Source organism: Shewanella sp. MM_2022_3 (genome assembly GCF_022557375.1).
Classification (GTDB): domain Bacteria; phylum Pseudomonadota; class Gammaproteobacteria; order Enterobacterales; family Shewanellaceae; genus Shewanella; species Shewanella xiamenensis.
The window spans coordinates 13221-29277 of the sequence record NZ_JAKZGV010000027.1 but is presented as its reverse complement, the minus strand read 5'-3'; the positions used below and the strand labels follow the sequence as shown (position 1 = coordinate 29277).

Sequence of the window (16057 nt, the reverse complement as noted above, 5' to 3'; positions counted from 1 at the left end):
ATCGCCCTATGAAAACACTCACTATTACGCGTCCTGACGACTGGCATATTCACCTAAGAGATGGCGCCCAATTAACAGATACGGTTCGCGATATCAGCCGCTATATGGGCCGCGCTATCGTCATGCCTAACCTGGTTCCTCCCGCCATCGATACCGAAACCGCCTTGGCTTATTACGATCGTATCAAGGCGCAAGTGCCCGCAGGCTCGCAATTCGAACCCTTAATGGTGTTGTATCTCACCGACAAAACCAGCCCAGAGGAAATCCGTAAAGCTAAAGCCTCGGGCAAAATCGTTGCCGCTAAGCTCTATCCCGCGGGCGCGACCACCAACTCGGATTCTGGTGTGACAGATTTAAAGAACATCTACCCCGCCCTCGAAGCGATGCAAGAAGTGGGCATGTTGTTCCTCGTGCATGGTGAAGTGACTGATTCATCGATTGATATTTTCGACCGCGAGCGCGTGTTTATTGAGAATATCCTCAGTAAGATCGTGGCCGATTTCCCGAAACTTAAAATCGTTCTCGAGCATATCACCACTAAGGATGCAGTCGATTTTGTCACTCAAGCCTCTGATAATGTGGCCGCCACGATCACCGCGCACCATTTACTTTATAACCGCAACCATATGTTAGCTGGCGGTATTCGTCCGCATTTTTATTGCCTACCAATTTTAAAGCGCAATACCCATCAGCAAGCACTGTTAGGTGCCGCAGCCAGCGGCAATAAAAAGTTCTTCCTCGGTACCGACTCGGCGCCACACGCAAAAGATCGTAAAGAAGCCGCCTGTGGCTGCGCGGGTTCTTATACTGCCCATGCCGCCATTGAGCTGTACGCCGAAGCCTTTGAATCAGTCAATGCACTGGATAAATTAGAAGCCTTTGCCAGCTTCAATGGCCCAGATTTTTACAATCTGCCCCGCAACAGCGATACCATCACCCTGGTGAAAAAATCTTGGGATGTGCCCGTCAGTTACCCACTTGGCGACAACAACGTTGTGCCAATTCGCGCTGGCGAACAAATCGATTGGCAGGTTGAATAAACAGGTCATTTGACGCGATAAACGGCTAGCTAAGCCTGCAGCTTATCGTGCTCGAAACCGTTAAGAGTCGCCTTAGGGCGACTTTTTTATAACCAACACGTAAAACCATAACCTATTATCTTTTAAGAGAAAAAGTATGCATACACGGAAGTTACTAACGCTATTGTCCTCAAGCCTATTAATTACCACTACACTGCCACTCAGCACGTTTTCCGCCGATGAACTCACAGGCGTTTGGCAGGGACAACTGGGTAAAAGCAAGATAAGAGCCTGCTTTAACCAATATGGCACCGGCAGTTATTACTATCAAAAATACCTCACCCCAATTCGACTCGAACAGCAAGACGGCATCTGGAAAGAAGAGAACAACACCGGAAACTGGCAGTTTGATACCGCAACAGCACAAAAACTGAGTGGCCAATGGTTTAAAGACAGCGCCAGCAAGTCACTGCCAATACAACTTGAGCGGCAAATCAGCCCAGATAACAATGATGATTGCAGCGCCGATGCCTACAATCTGCCGCTTGAAACTAAGCCTTCGGTGAGCCGTGGAAAATGGCAACGCTTTCAGACTATTGAATACCGGCCGCTGACCTTTGGCACTGATGTTGGTATCGAATTTAACGGCCCACAAAAAGGCATTTCGGCAATTAATCACTGGCTTGAGAGAAAGCTCACCGATGATGCGCAGCTGGCACAAACCTTTGAGACTCGCCGCAGAATGTTGGCTCAAATGGGCAGCTTTGTGGCTGACGAAACCTTTGCAGAACCCATTTTCCTTAATCAGCATTGGCTTAGTGTGCGCTTGTATCGCTGGGCAGCGGGTTATGGTGCCAATGGGATCAGCCAAGAGTTTGTTAGCTTCTCGCTTGCAGATGGAAAACCTTTCCATCCTTGGCAATGGTTTATCGAAAATGAACAGCCTCAAGCCATGCCGGAGAGTATGAGTTTTCCGTTACCACAAGCGCTAAAGCAAAAGCTGTTTGCCAATATCCCGCCAAACGCAGAATGCCCCACCTCCGACGGCTCTGGCTATTATCAACTGACTCTTGAGGCAACTGGTATGAAGTTTTGGGAAATGCCCCGTGGTGACGGCTGCGAGCAGGAGTTTACCTTAACCCCTCAAGAAGCCATGCCCTTTGCCACTCAATGGGGTAAAACACAACTTAATCTATTGGAATAAATTACGTATTACAAAACTACGGTATTGGGAAAGTAGGCTGTAATGGTGATAAATATGATGACACCAAACGCGCTTTCCCATCCAACACAGCAACGCATTTCAAACTTACCCGTTTCAGTAAGGGATCATCCTTGAGCAATTTAACCGTAAACAGCGTGACACCCGAAGCCTTAGTACAAGCCCAGTTAGTTGCCTATAACCAACACGACCTTGCAAGCTTTGTGGCACTCTTTAGCGACAACGTTTGTATTTTTCGTCCACCCGCCACAGAGCCCGTTATTCGGGGTAAAGCCGCATTTCGCGATTTCTATCAAAATGAGCGCTTTAACTTGCCGCATTTACATGCCGAAATCCTCAATCGTATGGTCGTTGGCAATAAGGTCGTGGATCACGAACGGATCAGCGGCATACACGACGAACCTTTTGAAGTGATGGTGGTGTTTGAGGTAATCGATGGACTAATCCAAAATATGTGGAGTTTTGCGACTAACTGATGGGTTATCGGGCTTTACTTGATGCAAGATTGAACCGCTATATTCACTCCGCATCTTCCGAGTAAAGCATTGCCTGAACAGCATCGAATCTCAATACGTCAACATGCCCGAGTAGAAAATGGCTAAAGACCCACTACACTTAACCATCTAAATTCGCCATAAACAAGGCACACTTCAATAGCAACGAGGGAACACATGAACGCTAAAATCATCTTCACAGCCAGTATTGCACTATTGCTATCCGCAAATAGCCACGCCATTAACGATGAGTATCGCAAGTTACTTGAGCGTTCAGGCTGTACCCAAGTGTCTGAAATGCAAGGGTGCGATATCCACAAAACCAAAGAAGAAAATGCCAAAGCAATGGCTTCCCCCAAAGCCGCTGCTGAGGCCATCATTCCCAATGCCCAACAATGGATAGCAACAGCCAGCTCAGGAGCAACGGTTGCAAATATTCAAATCGATGATAAACATCAGGTTTCGGTTAACGGTAAACACGTAAAATCCAGTCAAAGTGGTGGAGCCATCAAATTCAAAGACGGTATGGTGGAATTCACCATTTATCCCGATGCCAGCTCGAATAAAGAGAGTATGTGGATTGATAACGATGCAGGATCAAAAGGCCCGATTACGGCCAAGTAACGCCTAGTAACAACCTACACTTGCCATCCTGCAAAAATAGGGGCTTACGCTTACAGCAGATAAAGTTCGCTAGCATACGCGATAAGCCCTTTAATACCATGGTCGTTTTGAAAGTATCGAATGGGCTCATTCAAGCGAGACAACCTTTACAGCCAACAGAAGACATTTCATATCCCTGAACCTCAAAACGCCCTTTACAGCATGAATCAATCACGGGCTTCTAACATTGGTCTATGATGCTTACACAAGCCCGTTAACCCTATTAGGATTAACTTTACTAGAATGGTTAACCTACCAATGTTTATCAGAAAAGTGTTACACCTATCCCAGATTTACTTTCGACAACTCATTTTAACGTGAAATCAACGGATTCTGTGAGATGGATGACTGTCCCTTGGCCGCAAAATGCCTTAGGGTTAGTAGCAATTGCCAAAAGGGTAAAGCCAAGCGCCCTTTTTCTTTAACCATTTTGCCTAACAACAGGAATTGCTGATGTCTGATAACCAAAATGCCTTTTACGCCCGCGCCACTGAGTTGATTAAGCTCGCTAACCAGCAAAACCAAAACACTGAAATCCAAACCGGTGAAGTCAGTGCTTCCTTTATGTGGGCCCTCGCCCGCTACAACGCTTGGTTTGGCTCCACCAGCTTTGAAAACAAAGAGCAAATGCAGGCCAAAAAACAAGAAATGATGGACTACTACATGGAGCGTTATAAAGAAATGCTCGACGCCAATCTCGAGGACTATATCGAAAACTTCGACCACTACCGTGCAACACAAAAGTAATCGTTTACGCAACGCCCGATAGCCTAAGGTTATCAGGGCGTCTGATTTTTAGCTTAAGTGGTGATGACTCTCATTCCTCAACACTTAACTACATCGTTATCCAATATTGATTAATTCTCGTCACGACAAGCCAGTATTTGCGATCAAATGCCTGCCTTAAGCACTAACATCTTGCTGTCAGTTGAATACTTAACAGAAATATTAACATAGGCTCTTTTTAGCTACTCATGTTGGTTTTAATCCATAAATAAGCAACATAAATAACCACCGAAGTATATCCAGCCGATATCACTAGATTACATTTCCAAAGAGTTAACCAGAAAGATCCTCTGAAATAAGTACGCTTTCTGACCTCATGATTAAACAATGCAATTGAAGAAAATATCAACATCAGTGCGGAGCATCCCAGCATAGGTAACAACAGAAACATGATACCCAAACCTGCCGCTCCTAAAGATGCGTTAGATGTTTCATTACCAATGGGGGCGAGCATCATAAAGCCCAAAGCTATCCCTGCTATTGTAAGTATCAATCCCAAAAGTTGGAGTGTTCTCATCATCGTCCTTAAGATTAAATCCGCACATACTAGGACTATGTATGCAAAGAGCGCCAACAACATCCTATCTACGCTCTCTTTGACAATACCTAATTTATATCGTCGTCTCTACGATTGTTAAATCTACAAAATGGCGCTTGTAACAGTGTGTAAGCGGAGCAACTAAACCCAATCTCACTTTAAACATGAATTATTAGTGGGTTCTTGTGAGCAAATGCAACGGCATATCATCATCTAAATAGGCCTCATCTGCCAGATAGAGCTTATTAGTACGGATCATCTTCTGGATCATCTCAACATAGGCGTAGCCGCGCTCTGAATATCGATCCAAGGTACCAGCAAGTGCAACACCCGTAATTGTTTGATTGGCTTGCCTTGATTTGGCACGAAGCTGACGCATTTTGTGGTAAGCACTATGGGTATTTAAATTCAATAAGTATCCTTCAACGGAGGCTAAGGGAGTCTTAAATCGCGCCAGCCCGTACTGCCCCATCCCCTGGCGCTTTTGCTTAGGCTCCATACCATTACCATTAAAATCCCACTGACCAAACAAGGCATTCCCCTCAAGAGTAAAGCGCGATGTCCCCCAACCACTTTCCTTTGCCGCCTGGGCCAATACTAGAGATGGAGGCAAAATATCTACCCGTTCAAGCAGGGTTTGCCTGTGGGACGGTGATAACGACGGTATTGGATTACTGATAACTTTGTACTTAACCGCTAAAGCGACCAAGCCAGTGTCGTTGAGGGGCGCAGAGATTACCTGTTGCCGTTCTTGTAACACTTTTTCATTCGCTAATAATACTAAGGGGGTCATCAATCTAAAAAACACCATCTTCTTTTGCTTCACAGGCAATTGCTCTGATACCGACCGCCATCCTTTACCTACGGCATCAAAGGTTAATCTCGGAACCGATTTATTCCCCCCATGGAAATTTTCAGCAGTGTAATTAAGGGATTCAAAAAAGAGCATCAAATCATCAATGGAGTGGATACTTACAGTGACAGGTTGAAGTTCAGCCTGCTGCACAGACCGTTGCTCACGCTCTGGTTGAAATATAATGCCGCCAATACGATGTTCACCTTGAGTATCTTGATTATTCACTTGGGTATAGGAAGGCTGAATTAAGGCTGATAATCCCATAATAGGTGGTTTTGTTGACTGACAATTTGCAAGCGGATAGCAAGTCTTTTCAGTTGTAAACGCCGTAGACAAGAGCTGATTAAACACCAATTTGTTGTCGGTCATTTCTGCTGCGGCGAATAGAGGTGAAGGCATAGACATTAGGAATAGCATAAGCATTACTAAGGGCAGTTTACAGTTTATCAACATGGAATCTCTCTGGAGAAAAACAATCGCAGTCCAACTAGCCAAAACACAGGGCGCGAAAGATAACAATAAAATCCTGACAATTTGCTTAATAGCTATGTTTGTAATACTGACTTGACTACGGAAATATCGCATGTGTCGAGCAGTTGAGGCGGCTTTTGATAAAATGACCCGCGGGCATGCCATGTTCGTTCAGTAAATTCCATCGTAAAAATGGGAACATGTAGAGATGCAAACGCGATAGACCATCGGTTTCACTACATAAGTCATCTTAGCGATCAGAAGACTGGTTGAAATGGTTAAGAACCAAGACTAAAGAAAACCAAAGATTTGAGCTTGCACATATAAAAATACTTCGCACGACTTATTATTTTTAATAAATCGAAAATAGTATGGTTACATTGAAAGGCACCAATAAATAATGACCATTTTATAGATCGACATATTGATTATGAATTGTAAGAAATTCAGGCTTATTATTGAGCACAGCCATGACACACTTAGGATCAAACTGTTGACCCGCATTATCCTCAAGATAAGCAAATGAATCCTCAAATGACCATGCCTCTTTGTATGGTCGTTTGCTTGTTAAAGCATCCAGAACATCAGCAACAGTGACTATTCTTGCTTCTAACGGAATATCCTCTCCTTTTAATCCCTCAGGGTATCCCTTACCATCGAAACGTTCATGATGGTAGTTGATAATATTCTTTAACATCTCCGTATGGTGTATCCCATTGAGACTAAACTCATTAATCATCAAATTAATCATCTCTCGACCTTTAATAGTATGAGTTTTCATCACCTCAAATTCTTCAGTGGTTAATTTCTCTGGCTTCAATAGTATTGCATCTGGCACGGCGATTTTACCTATATCATGTAACTCAGAAAATAGATAAATAAACTCAACTTCCTCATCACTTAATCCTAACTCTTTTGCGACTGTCTTAGCGATGATGCGCGAATATGAAGACATTCGATGTAAATGATTTGCCGTTTCTTCATCACGATAACGACCAAAGGCTCTGGCAGTAATAAGTGCCCCATTAAATGTCTGAATAGAAAGAAATTCAACTGCAATGATACCTGCAAGGATTTGTGCATATGCGGAAAGTTCAGCACGTATTGCATCATCAAAATAACTACTCTCTTTAGAGTTACAAAATAAAAAACCAACAAAACGATCATTAAAATACAATGGTTCGGTATAACTAGATTCGTAGCCCGCCTCAAGCACTTTTCGACTATGTTCAGAACTATATATAAGTTGAGTACATAAATTATCTAATACCCTAGCTTGGCGGCTTTCCACTATATGTTGGAGAGACGGTGTTTCGCTCAATTTTGCCTCATATAAACTCAACGGTGGCTTACCATCTGTACTATGCACAAAGGTTTTAATTTTATCTGTATGTTGATCATATATAGCAATTGCGATTCTAGTTAATTTGTCAAAATTTTTACGGAGTCGTGCATGAACATAATGCACACGTTCATTTATTGTCCTATCCATGATTCACTCCGCAATTAAATCTCAACAATTACAATACAAACATATTCGTTAGCGATAAAAACAACTGTTTATTATCGCTAACCAAAGGTTTGACTTAAGTTTTTAAGTTGATTTGCTCTATTCAATAAATTTTTACTCGTCGCACTAACGCCTTCAACTTTCATACTATTGTCATGGGATATTGATGAAATAAGATTAATATTTTTATTAATATCTTCAATCACGGCTTGTTGTTCAGTTGCAGCTGAAGATATTTGGCTGGAAAAAGCAGATACTTTATCTATTTCAACCGTAATATGATTTAAATATTCCGCTCCAATTCGAGTGCTAGAAAGGCAAGTATTCGTTCTACCAACATTCAAATGCATCAACTCTTTCCATTCATTCAGTGTACGCTGAATATGCCCTATACTTGTTTGAATTTGCTCTGTCGCTTTATGAGTACGAGTAGATAGATTACGAACTTCATCGGCAACAACTGCAAATCCTCGCCCCTGCTCACCGGCGCGAGCCGCTTCAATTGCAGCATTGAGTGCTAACAAATTCGTTTGATTAGCAATCCCTTGTATTTCAGACATGATAGTGTCTATTCGTTCTGACTCACTGGACAACGCTACCGCAGAATCAAAAGCTTGTTCAGCTTGGGTCGCTAATGAGGCAACTTCAGTTTCAACATTTTTAAGTTGCTGACTGGTCACCTGACAATGACGACGGGCTTCTTCAATCTGTAGATTACTCGCTTGGATATTACGATTAATTTCTTCTGCTGCGGATGCCATTTCAGTCACCGCAGTAGCAACTTGTTGGATCTGTAGATCTTGGGAGGTGATATCATTGCTCGTGGTAGACATAGACGTACTGATCTGATCCGCAATAGATTTCAATGAATGGGTTGCGTCATCAACTCTTCCTAAAACAGTCCGAATTCGCGCCTGCCCAAGTTTGATATGAAAATCTGCAATACTGTGGGGGGCGTCACCAGAAAAAATCAGCCGGCTAATGCTATCGTAGTCATTCTCTAATCGCTGCAAGTATCTAGGCGTTAAAAATAACTGCTGTCGATTTAAGGCAATGATAGCGAGTAAGGGCAAGATCACTAAGAGTGATTGAGGTAAGGTTAGCCACCAAATACTACAGACAATGGCTATGGATAATAAAAGAAAACTGACTAGATGACTTGATAGTAACTTATTGCCCCAAAATATATTTTTCTTGTTTTCAAGCGCTCTTAACTCCTTATACATCACACTAGCACGCGCTTTATGTTCAGGCGTAGGGCAACAACGGACTGATTGATAACCTGAGATCCGGCCATCCTCATAGATGGGGGTAACATAGGCATCGACCCAATAATAACTACCATCTTTACAACGGTTTTTAACCATGCCACGCCAAGGCTTGCCTTGCTTTAAATGTTTCCATAAATCGGCAAAAGCAGCTTTCGGCATATCAGGATGTCTAACTAAATTATGATGCTGACCAATCATTTCATCGAGTTGGTATCCAGCCACTTGGCAAAAGCCGGGGTTTGCGTAGGTAATTACGCCATTAAGATCGGTTGTGGAAACTAGCTGTAGATCTTCAGAAAATTTGACTTCACTATCTTTAGTCACTACATCCTTGTGTACCATGATCACAATCCCTGATTTACGGTTGGATTAGTGTAAAAGTATAGTAAGGTTTTCCTTAATTGCACTTTTATGAAACAGCACGACTAGGGCGTGCGAGGTTTCAGGGTTATTTTGCAGCATTTGACTGACACTTATACAAAGCAAAGTCCGTGCGATGTCATGACTCAATCTAAACTGGCGATAACATAGCAGACACGCCAATACGTCCTAAATCCCCAAAGCCCGCAGCATATAATGCATTCAAAGCAAACAAATTTCTTATCTGTCGTTTATGTAAGCACCTAAAATCAAAGAGGGGCAAATAATCCTATTTGCCCCTCTGATGCAGTGACACTGTGGCGAATCAGTTGCTTACTTATGCGCAGCAAGAACAAACTTGATACATCGCCATTATTGAGTACATGTTTTTGTCGTTTGGCAATCAACCTGCTGCTTAAGTTGCTGTGCATATTGCTCCGCTGCTGCTTTTGCCTTTCGGGCTTCCACTTTTTGCTGCACATCCTCAGCTAATGCCTTATCAAAGGTCTCCATGCCAAAATAGTCGGCAACATCCAAATAAATAAACCAAGCGCCAGCGGCAACGAGGCCATAGGTCAGTAGACGTAACATGGTATTTAAACCTCAATAATTGTATCGACATCTGCAATATAGCTGAGGTTTTTGATAAAGAAAACTGTCAAATTAATGACCAAAAACAGTCAAATAAACACCATTAATCAATAGGATGAAAAAACACAAACACCTTAAATTACATAGTTTTAGCTGTTTAAGATAAAAGTTGGTTCTAAGCTGTCAAAATTAACAGTTTACCAAGAAGAATGATCGATTATTTGACAAGAGCCCTTAGGTGACAAAAAATCACAACTCACTTAACTAACGTCAGAAAATCGGCGATAAAATCATCAATTCATATTTTTGACATAACACGCTAACGCCAAAGAGATCCTCTCTCGGCTTCATTGCGGTAATAGCCTTTGCGCCAATAACCAAAGCTAAATAACCTGAGCTCCCCCCTTGCTTATTGGCACTTTTTAAAAACTGGAAAAGTAGCTTTGCGCGGCATTTATAGCTTAATGATTGAGCAATTCACCTCGATTTACTGTGGCGAATAACACCATCAATTGCTACTCAAAGGCTTAAAAAGCCTCAGCACCAAAATGTTCGACTGATTAAAGCTTACTCACTCGCGTAATTAACTAACCTAATATTCTAAAAACAGTTTTTTGAATTATTTAGTTTGTTAATTTATCGTTTTTTAGCCTTAAGACGCGCGCTACTGAATCTTCTTAAAAAACAACTGCAACGGCCTTTAACATCAAAATATGCTTATATTTCAATCGGCTCATCATCTTGAACATAACAATTTACTCACAGTCCCCTTGTTTGTTCCACAAAGTGAGGATTGCTAACATTCCCGCACCGCCCCTTTTTAAAACATCAATATGCAAAATCCCCTACAAGTATCAGCCAGCAATACAATTTCCCCTATTTTGGTTCAAGGAGCGATGGACATTGAAGTTGAGACCTTAATTGCCGCTCTTGGCAAGGTCACTATCAACACGTTTGGATCATGGACGTTCTGGGAGGGTGAACTGAGTGGCCACCCTGTCGTGGTATCCCGCACTGAAATAGGCTTAGCAAATGCAGCGGCTGCGACCACACTGGCCATTGCCCACTATCGACCCAAGCTAATCATCAATCAGGGCACCGCTGGCGGCCATGATCCTAAGCTGTATCGCGGTGATATCGTCATCGGTGAAACCAGTTTTAATATGGGTTCGTATCTCACCAAGTTAACGCCAAAGGGTCAGGGTATTCACCCTACCCAATGGCAAAACTTCGATATGACCATGTACCTGCGTGAACATGGCGAAGTGGTCAAGCATAACCACTTTAAAGCTGATCCAGCCTTAGTGGAGGTGGCATTATCCCAAGCACATCAATACACCAAGGGAAAAGTTGTGAAGGGAATAATAGGTACTGGTGATGAATGGAATCGCGAGCTCGACCGTATCAATTGGCTACACCACACCTTCGGCACCGCAGTCGAAGAAATGGAAACGTCCGCGGCGGCGTTAGTGGCAGAGGCTTATAAACTCCCCTTTGTCAGCATTCGCATATTGTCAAATACCGATCAACACAATCAGGACTTTGACCCGCAGACCGCAGTGGATTGCCAGCAATTTGTACTGAACATCATCCAACAACTGATAGGCACTACTAAATGAGTGACTAGGGCGGGATAAAGCCAACGCTAGCTTATCGCCCATCCACAGTGAGCTTGGCCTGCGCTTTTGCATCGCCAAGCCTGCGTTTGTTTCGCAATTCCAATGTAGATTAAATCCATGCAAATCTTAGTTAGCCTCTTAGGCATCATCACCTTACTTGCAGTGGCATACCTTGCCTCTGAAAACCGTAGAGCCATTAACTACCGTACTGTCGGCCTCGCCTTTTTACTGCAATTGGCCCTAGGGGCATTTGTGATGTACTCCGCGCTGGGGCAATCGATAATCTTCTCGATGGCTGCTGCCGTCTCCAACGTCATCAGCTACAGCAATGACGGCATGTCTTTTATGTTTGGCGGCCTTGTTAGCGATAAAATGTATGAGCTATTTGGCGCAGGCGGTTTTGTCATCGCTTTTAAGGTATTGCCAATTATTGTGTTTTTCTCAGCATTGTCGGCGGTGCTCTATTATCTGGGGATAATGCAACTGGTGGTCAAAGCCGTTGGCGGGGCGCTGCAAAAACTGCTCAACACCAGTAAGGCAGAATCCATGTCGGCCAGTGCCAACATCTTTTTAGGGGTAACTGAAGCGCCGCTACTCATTAAACCCTATATGCCGCGTATGACTCGCTCAGAGTTATTTGCGGTAATGTGCGGCGGTTTAGCCTCCATCGCGGGCACTATGCTCGCGGGCTACGCCCAATTAGGTATAAAGATGGAGTACCTGCTCGCGGCCTCGTTTATGGCGGCCCCTGGCGGCCTTCTGTTTGCTAAGCTTTTGATCCCACAAACAGAAACAATCAACGATGCGCATCTACAGCTCACAGAGGAAAATCAACCTCGCAATCTGCTTGATGCAGCCACCACAGGCACCATGAGCGGACTTTCCCTCGCCCTCGCGGTAGGCGCAATGTTGTTTTCGTTTATCAGTTTAGTTGCCTTATTCAATGGGATGCTCGGTGGTATTGGCGCTTGGTTTGGCCTCGAGGGCCTCACACTGCAACAGATCCTCGGCTACCTGTTTGCACCACTAGCTTGGTTAATGGGCGTCTCTTGGAGTGAAGCCATGCTGGCGGGCTCTTTTATTGGCCAAAAGATTGTGATCAATGAATTTTTTGCCTACATCAACTTAGCACCTTACCTGTCAGGTGACACCCTAGTCGCAACCACCGGGCAGCCAATGTCTGAGCGAACCCAAGTGATTTTATCTTTTGCGCTGTGTGGTTTTGCCAACATTGGTACTGTGGCCATCGCAATTGCCGGGATTGGCGGCCTAGTGCCAGAGCGCCGCTCCGAAATCGCCTCACTGGGCCTAAAGGCCTTGGCGGCAGGGGTTTTATCTAATCTTATGGCGGCGACTATCGCAGGATTATTCATGAGCTTAAGCTAACGCGGCCATCAATGCGGCGGCCCTAGCTACCGCATTGATGCCAAATGGCCTCGTGACCAAGGCTAGGGAGATAGAGGAAAATTGAGCACTTATCAACAAATGCTTGTCAACCAATCACTTTTAAGATGTTAACGCTGAGCTGTTAATGCTCTGCGGCGTCCAGTACTTATTTGTAAAATGGCGAGCATTAAAAAGCTTGAAAAAAGATCCCAAAGGCGCTGAAAATCGCCACAAACCAAGAGAGGGATCGTAAGGTGCCTTTATTCAATAGATATAAAATCTGATACGCAAAGCGCGCCACAATATGCACAATGGCTAACCATTCGGCTGTAGGTGTCACCTTGCCGGTTGCGATTACAGTCAGCACCGCCAAGCCAAATATCAGCAGTGATTCAAACGCATTTTGATGCCCCGCTAACGCCCGAGCACCAAATCCAGTTAACTGCGCCTGCTGGCTGCGCGGATGATGGTTATCATAACCACCCGCTTTGGCCATCGCCCAGGCCACAGGACCTTTGGCTAAGTACGGCAATAACATGGCGATAAACAAACAAGTCAGTAGTGTATTCATAGGATTTCCTTATTGCTTAGAACAATAAATGCATCTCAAACAGTGCGTTGTAGCGCTTATAACAGTGAATTTACCAGCAAAAGGCGATTGATTAACGTGCCTTATCCAAGGCATCGCAAACGGCCTTTACACCAAGTAAAGCTCTAGGCGTCGCGCGGTGTAATAAATCGGCATTTAATTGATAAATATGCTGGTTTTTAACAGCAGGAATTTCGGTCCATTTACGCCAATCAATCCCTTTAACATTGCCTTCTTCTTCGCTTTGTAAAATCACCTCGGGCAAGGTCAGTAGCACATTCTCAAGACTCACCTGCGGATAATCACTCGCCGCATCATAAAAGACATTTTGCCCATGGCACACGCCAATAATCTGCTGGATCCAACTGTTTTTCGCAACCGTCATTAAGGGCGTCGACCACAACTGATAAAACACTTTAGGCTCAGATTTAGCGGCGTTTTCATTGCGAAGGCGAAGCAGCTCGCGGCGATAATCCGTTGCCACTTGATTAGCCTGCTCTGAATGCCCCGTTAATTGACCTAACTCTTCAATTTCTTTGGCAACATCTTCAAGCGTTTGTGGGGAACTGCTGTACAGTTTAAAACCTAAGCTTTTGAGTTGGTTGATATCCTCGGCTTTATTGCCCGTATCCCACACCACTATCAGATCGGGATTAAGCTCTAATACGCGCTCAATCTGAATACCATAATAACCACCAATACTAGGGATTTTTTTCGCCGCTTCGGGATAATCCGCATAATCTGTGGCGGCCACAATCGCCTCTCCCGCACCAATGGCATAAAGCATTTCAACCGCGTGGGGTGACAACGCAATAATACGTTTTGCTGGCTCTGCGATAGCAGATATAGGTAACAGCGCAAGACTGACACCTAGGATAATAATGCGTCGAATTAACATGAAATTCCTTATGATTTAATCGATTAACTGTTCTGGCCAGCCATATTTTTCAAGGTAGGTCTGCAAGTTTTTAGGGCGATACTGAGGATCTTGATCCCAACGCACCTTGACCGAATGATGCAACAATACGGGCGCAACATTCGGGTCAAGCGGCCGCAAATACGGCTGCTTAATCCGATAAAAACTACGGCGTGAATCGTGCAACGTCGCCAAGGGATTAGGGCGTAAACTGGCCATTAAATGTGGCTCGAGACTTAAATTAAACCGCTCAGCCTCAGCGATCATCCACTCAAGGGCATTATCTGACAATAAAGAGCCATCTTTATCCGGCTGATAACTGCCGCCAATATTGCTATGGGCGCCAGCAAACCACACTTGCTGCATATCCATATTGTCGCGTAATTGCCAGATAGTGGGCTCAAAGTCGCTGCGATGCTCGTCTATCGCCAAGGCATGGCGGGCAACACGCACATTGCGACCAATTTTAGTGTCGTAAAACTCATCTTTATCTTCAAATAAGCCGAGGAAGGAAATCGGGATCCCCATAGCGCCCACCGTATCCCACACCCCAACAAACTTAATCTCCCGTGATTCATGGCTGTGCTTTTGTCTAAACTCAACGGATTTATCGCCGCTTGGAGCAAAGGGCGCGCTGCTTTTTTTATAGTGGTCAAAGGCTTGTTGGATAAGCCTCGCATCAGGGCGCTTAAGAATACCGCAGTTATTGATAAGGCCACACAGGCAACGCACTGTGTATGCGCCTCGGCTAAAGCCAAAGAGATAAATCTCATCGCCAGGGGAGTAGTTCTGCACGATATAGCGGTAACCATCCATGATATTTTTATGCAGCCCACGCCCTGTCGCGCCGCCAATCACTTCATCGTAATAGGAGCCCACACCCCAATCGTAAAACACTTGCTGAGGTTTTCCATCGCCCGCCATCGGGCTAATAGTCCGCGCCAGACGCAGCACATTGGTGGGAAAATCCACCTTAAGATCTTTCTCAGGCCGATTCCACGTGCCGTCGGCACAAATCACAATACGTTTATTCATCGCATCATCCTTGAGTTATCCATGCCCACAAAAGCGCTCGCTAGAACGCTAACGGATTTTATCTCGGAACAACAGCCTTAATTAGCGTTGAAGCACTGCTTAATAATCAAATCCAGGCTGTGCTTTTATTCCGGCCTCAAAGGCATGTTTAATGGGTTGCACTTCACTCACCGTATCGGCCAGCTCGATAATCGCTCGGTGGCAGGCGCGGCCAGTGATAATCACATGCTGCATGGGTGGACGGTTTTTAAGTGCAGTCAGTACCCGTTCGACATCAAGATAGTGATAACTCACCATATAGGTCAGCTCATCGAGCATCACGCAATCAATGCTCTCGTCTTGCAGTAAAGCTTCGGCTGCTTCCCAAGCGACAAGAGCGGCTGCGGTATCCTTTTCTTTATCTTGGGTTTCCCAAGTAAAGCCGGTGCCCATCACATGAAAACTAACGCCAGCGCCTTCAAGCAGATTACGCTCGCCGCATTCCCAAGTGCCCTTGATAAATTGCACTACGGCGGCTTTTTTGCCATGGCCAACGGCGCGGGCAACCGTGCCAAAACCTGAGGTCGACTTACCTTTGCCATTGCCTGTTAAGACTAACAAAATGCCTTTTTCATCCTGAGCGGCGGCAATTTTTGCATCGACTCCCGCTTTGAGTTTTTGTTGGCGCGCCTTGTGGCGTTCAGCCTTTAATTGTTCTTGGTTATTATCGTTTGCTGTTGTCATGGTTTGGT

The 16057-nt window shown here is 44.5% G+C and carries 15 protein-coding genes; 7 read left to right on the top strand and 8 right to left on the bottom strand.

The window, feature by feature from the left end:
- Positions 1-8: 8 nt before the first annotated feature.
- From pyrC to MMG82_RS13825, 5 genes are all read left to right on the top strand, one after another.
- Positions 9-1040 carry a dihydroorotase gene (gene pyrC, locus MMG82_RS13845; protein ID WP_047538346.1) on the top strand — a complete coding sequence of 344 codons (1032 nt, stop codon included), beginning with the start codon at positions 9-11 and terminating at the stop codon, positions 1038-1040.
- 136 nt (positions 1041-1176) lie between these two features.
- The gene (locus MMG82_RS13840) at positions 1177-2223 is read left to right on the top strand and encodes a hypothetical protein (protein ID WP_047538343.1); all 1047 of its coding nucleotides are present in this window, start codon (positions 1177-1179) and stop codon (positions 2221-2223) included.
- Positions 2224-2354: 131 nt separating this feature from the next.
- On the top strand, positions 2355-2717 hold the full coding sequence (locus tag MMG82_RS13835; RefSeq protein ID WP_047538341.1) for a nuclear transport factor 2 family protein: 363 nt from the start codon (positions 2355-2357) through the stop codon (positions 2715-2717).
- Positions 2718-2912: 195 nt separating this feature from the next.
- The gene (locus MMG82_RS13830; RefSeq protein ID WP_047538338.1) at positions 2913-3359 is read left to right on the top strand and encodes a hypothetical protein; all 447 of its coding nucleotides are present in this window, start codon (positions 2913-2915) and stop codon (positions 3357-3359) included.
- Between the two features lie 492 nt (positions 3360-3851).
- The gene (locus MMG82_RS13825; RefSeq protein ID WP_037428416.1) at positions 3852-4145 is read left to right on the top strand and encodes a DUF3144 domain-containing protein; all 294 of its coding nucleotides are present in this window, start codon (positions 3852-3854) and stop codon (positions 4143-4145) included.
- Positions 4146-4894: 749 nt separating this feature from the next.
- Here MMG82_RS13825 and MMG82_RS13820 read toward each other — a convergent pair.
- From MMG82_RS13820 to MMG82_RS13805, 4 genes are all read right to left on the bottom strand, one after another.
- On the bottom strand, positions 4895-6031 hold the full coding sequence (locus MMG82_RS13820) for a glucosaminidase domain-containing protein (protein ID WP_231570507.1): 1137 nt from the start codon (positions 6029-6031) through the stop codon (positions 4895-4897).
- Between the two features lie 427 nt (positions 6032-6458).
- On the bottom strand, positions 6459-7541 hold the full coding sequence (locus MMG82_RS13815) for an HD domain-containing phosphohydrolase (protein ID WP_047538334.1): 1083 nt from the start codon (positions 7539-7541) through the stop codon (positions 6459-6461).
- Between the two features lie 77 nt (positions 7542-7618).
- Positions 7619-9154 carry a PAS domain-containing methyl-accepting chemotaxis protein gene (locus MMG82_RS13810; protein ID WP_241406987.1) on the bottom strand — a complete coding sequence of 512 codons (1536 nt, stop codon included), beginning with the start codon at positions 9152-9154 and terminating at the stop codon, positions 7619-7621.
- 408 nt (positions 9155-9562) lie between these two features.
- The gene (locus MMG82_RS13805; RefSeq protein WP_037421608.1) at positions 9563-9781 is read right to left on the bottom strand and encodes a hypothetical protein; all 219 of its coding nucleotides are present in this window, start codon (positions 9779-9781) and stop codon (positions 9563-9565) included.
- Positions 9782-10614: 833 nt separating this feature from the next.
- Here MMG82_RS13805 and MMG82_RS13800 point away from each other — a divergent pair.
- Complete coding sequence (locus MMG82_RS13800; protein WP_144345938.1) at positions 10615-11400, top strand: 5'-methylthioadenosine/S-adenosylhomocysteine nucleosidase; 786 nt, start codon at positions 10615-10617, stop codon at positions 11398-11400.
- Positions 11401-11517: 117 nt separating this feature from the next.
- Positions 11518-12786: a NupC/NupG family nucleoside CNT transporter gene (locus MMG82_RS13795; RefSeq protein WP_172591599.1), complete on the top strand. Its 1269-nt coding sequence runs from the start codon at positions 11518-11520 to the stop codon at positions 12784-12786.
- Between the two features lie 187 nt (positions 12787-12973).
- Here MMG82_RS13795 and MMG82_RS13790 read toward each other — a convergent pair whose 3' ends face one another.
- The 4 genes from MMG82_RS13790 to cobO all read right to left on the bottom strand — a co-directional run bounded on the left by MMG82_RS13790 (position 12974) and on the right by cobO (position 16049).
- Entirely contained in the window at positions 12974-13357 is a 384-nt protein-coding gene (locus tag MMG82_RS13790) for an MAPEG family protein (protein ID WP_011073500.1), read from the bottom strand.
- 91 nt (positions 13358-13448) lie between these two features.
- A complete protein-coding gene (locus MMG82_RS13785; protein ID WP_172591600.1) occupies positions 13449-14273 on the bottom strand; it encodes a cobalamin-binding protein in 825 nt (274 codons plus the stop codon).
- A gap of 15 nt (positions 14274-14288) precedes the next feature.
- The gene (locus tag MMG82_RS13780) at positions 14289-15326 is read right to left on the bottom strand and encodes a DUF2235 domain-containing protein (RefSeq protein ID WP_241406986.1); all 1038 of its coding nucleotides are present in this window, start codon (positions 15324-15326) and stop codon (positions 14289-14291) included.
- 99 nt (positions 15327-15425) lie between these two features.
- The gene (gene cobO, locus MMG82_RS13775) at positions 15426-16049 is read right to left on the bottom strand and encodes a cob(I)yrinic acid a,c-diamide adenosyltransferase (RefSeq protein WP_069453400.1); all 624 of its coding nucleotides are present in this window, start codon (positions 16047-16049) and stop codon (positions 15426-15428) included.
- Positions 16050-16057 lie beyond the last annotated feature (8 nt).

Coding starts and splice junctions, on each gene's coding strand:
- pyrC (WP_047538346.1), top strand. CDS start 9: ATGAAAACACTCACTATTACGCGTCCTGACGACTGGCATATTCACCTA.
- MMG82_RS13840 (WP_047538343.1), top strand. CDS start 1,177: ATGCATACACGGAAGTTACTAACGCTATTGTCCTCAAGCCTATTAATT.
- MMG82_RS13830 (WP_047538338.1), top strand. CDS start 2,913: ATGAACGCTAAAATCATCTTCACAGCCAGTATTGCACTATTGCTATCC.
- MMG82_RS13825 (WP_037428416.1), top strand. CDS start 3,852: ATGTCTGATAACCAAAATGCCTTTTACGCCCGCGCCACTGAGTTGATT.
- MMG82_RS13820 (WP_231570507.1), bottom strand. CDS start 6,031: ATGTTGATAAACTGTAAACTGCCCTTAGTAATGCTTATGCTATTCCTA.
- MMG82_RS13815 (WP_047538334.1), bottom strand. CDS start 7,541: ATGGATAGGACAATAAATGAACGTGTGCATTATGTTCATGCACGACTC.
- MMG82_RS13805 (WP_037421608.1), bottom strand. CDS start 9,781: ATGTTACGTCTACTGACCTATGGCCTCGTTGCCGCTGGCGCTTGGTTT.
- MMG82_RS13800 (WP_144345938.1), top strand. CDS start 10,615: ATGCAAAATCCCCTACAAGTATCAGCCAGCAATACAATTTCCCCTATT.
- MMG82_RS13795 (WP_172591599.1), top strand. CDS start 11,518: ATGCAAATCTTAGTTAGCCTCTTAGGCATCATCACCTTACTTGCAGTG.
- MMG82_RS13790 (WP_011073500.1), bottom strand. CDS start 13,357: ATGAATACACTACTGACTTGTTTGTTTATCGCCATGTTATTGCCGTAC.
- MMG82_RS13785 (WP_172591600.1), bottom strand. CDS start 14,273: ATGTTAATTCGACGCATTATTATCCTAGGTGTCAGTCTTGCGCTGTTA.
- MMG82_RS13780 (WP_241406986.1), bottom strand. CDS start 15,326: ATGAATAAACGTATTGTGATTTGTGCCGACGGCACGTGGAATCGGCCT.
- cobO (WP_069453400.1), bottom strand. CDS start 16,049: ATGACAACAGCAAACGATAATAACCAAGAACAATTAAAGGCTGAACGC.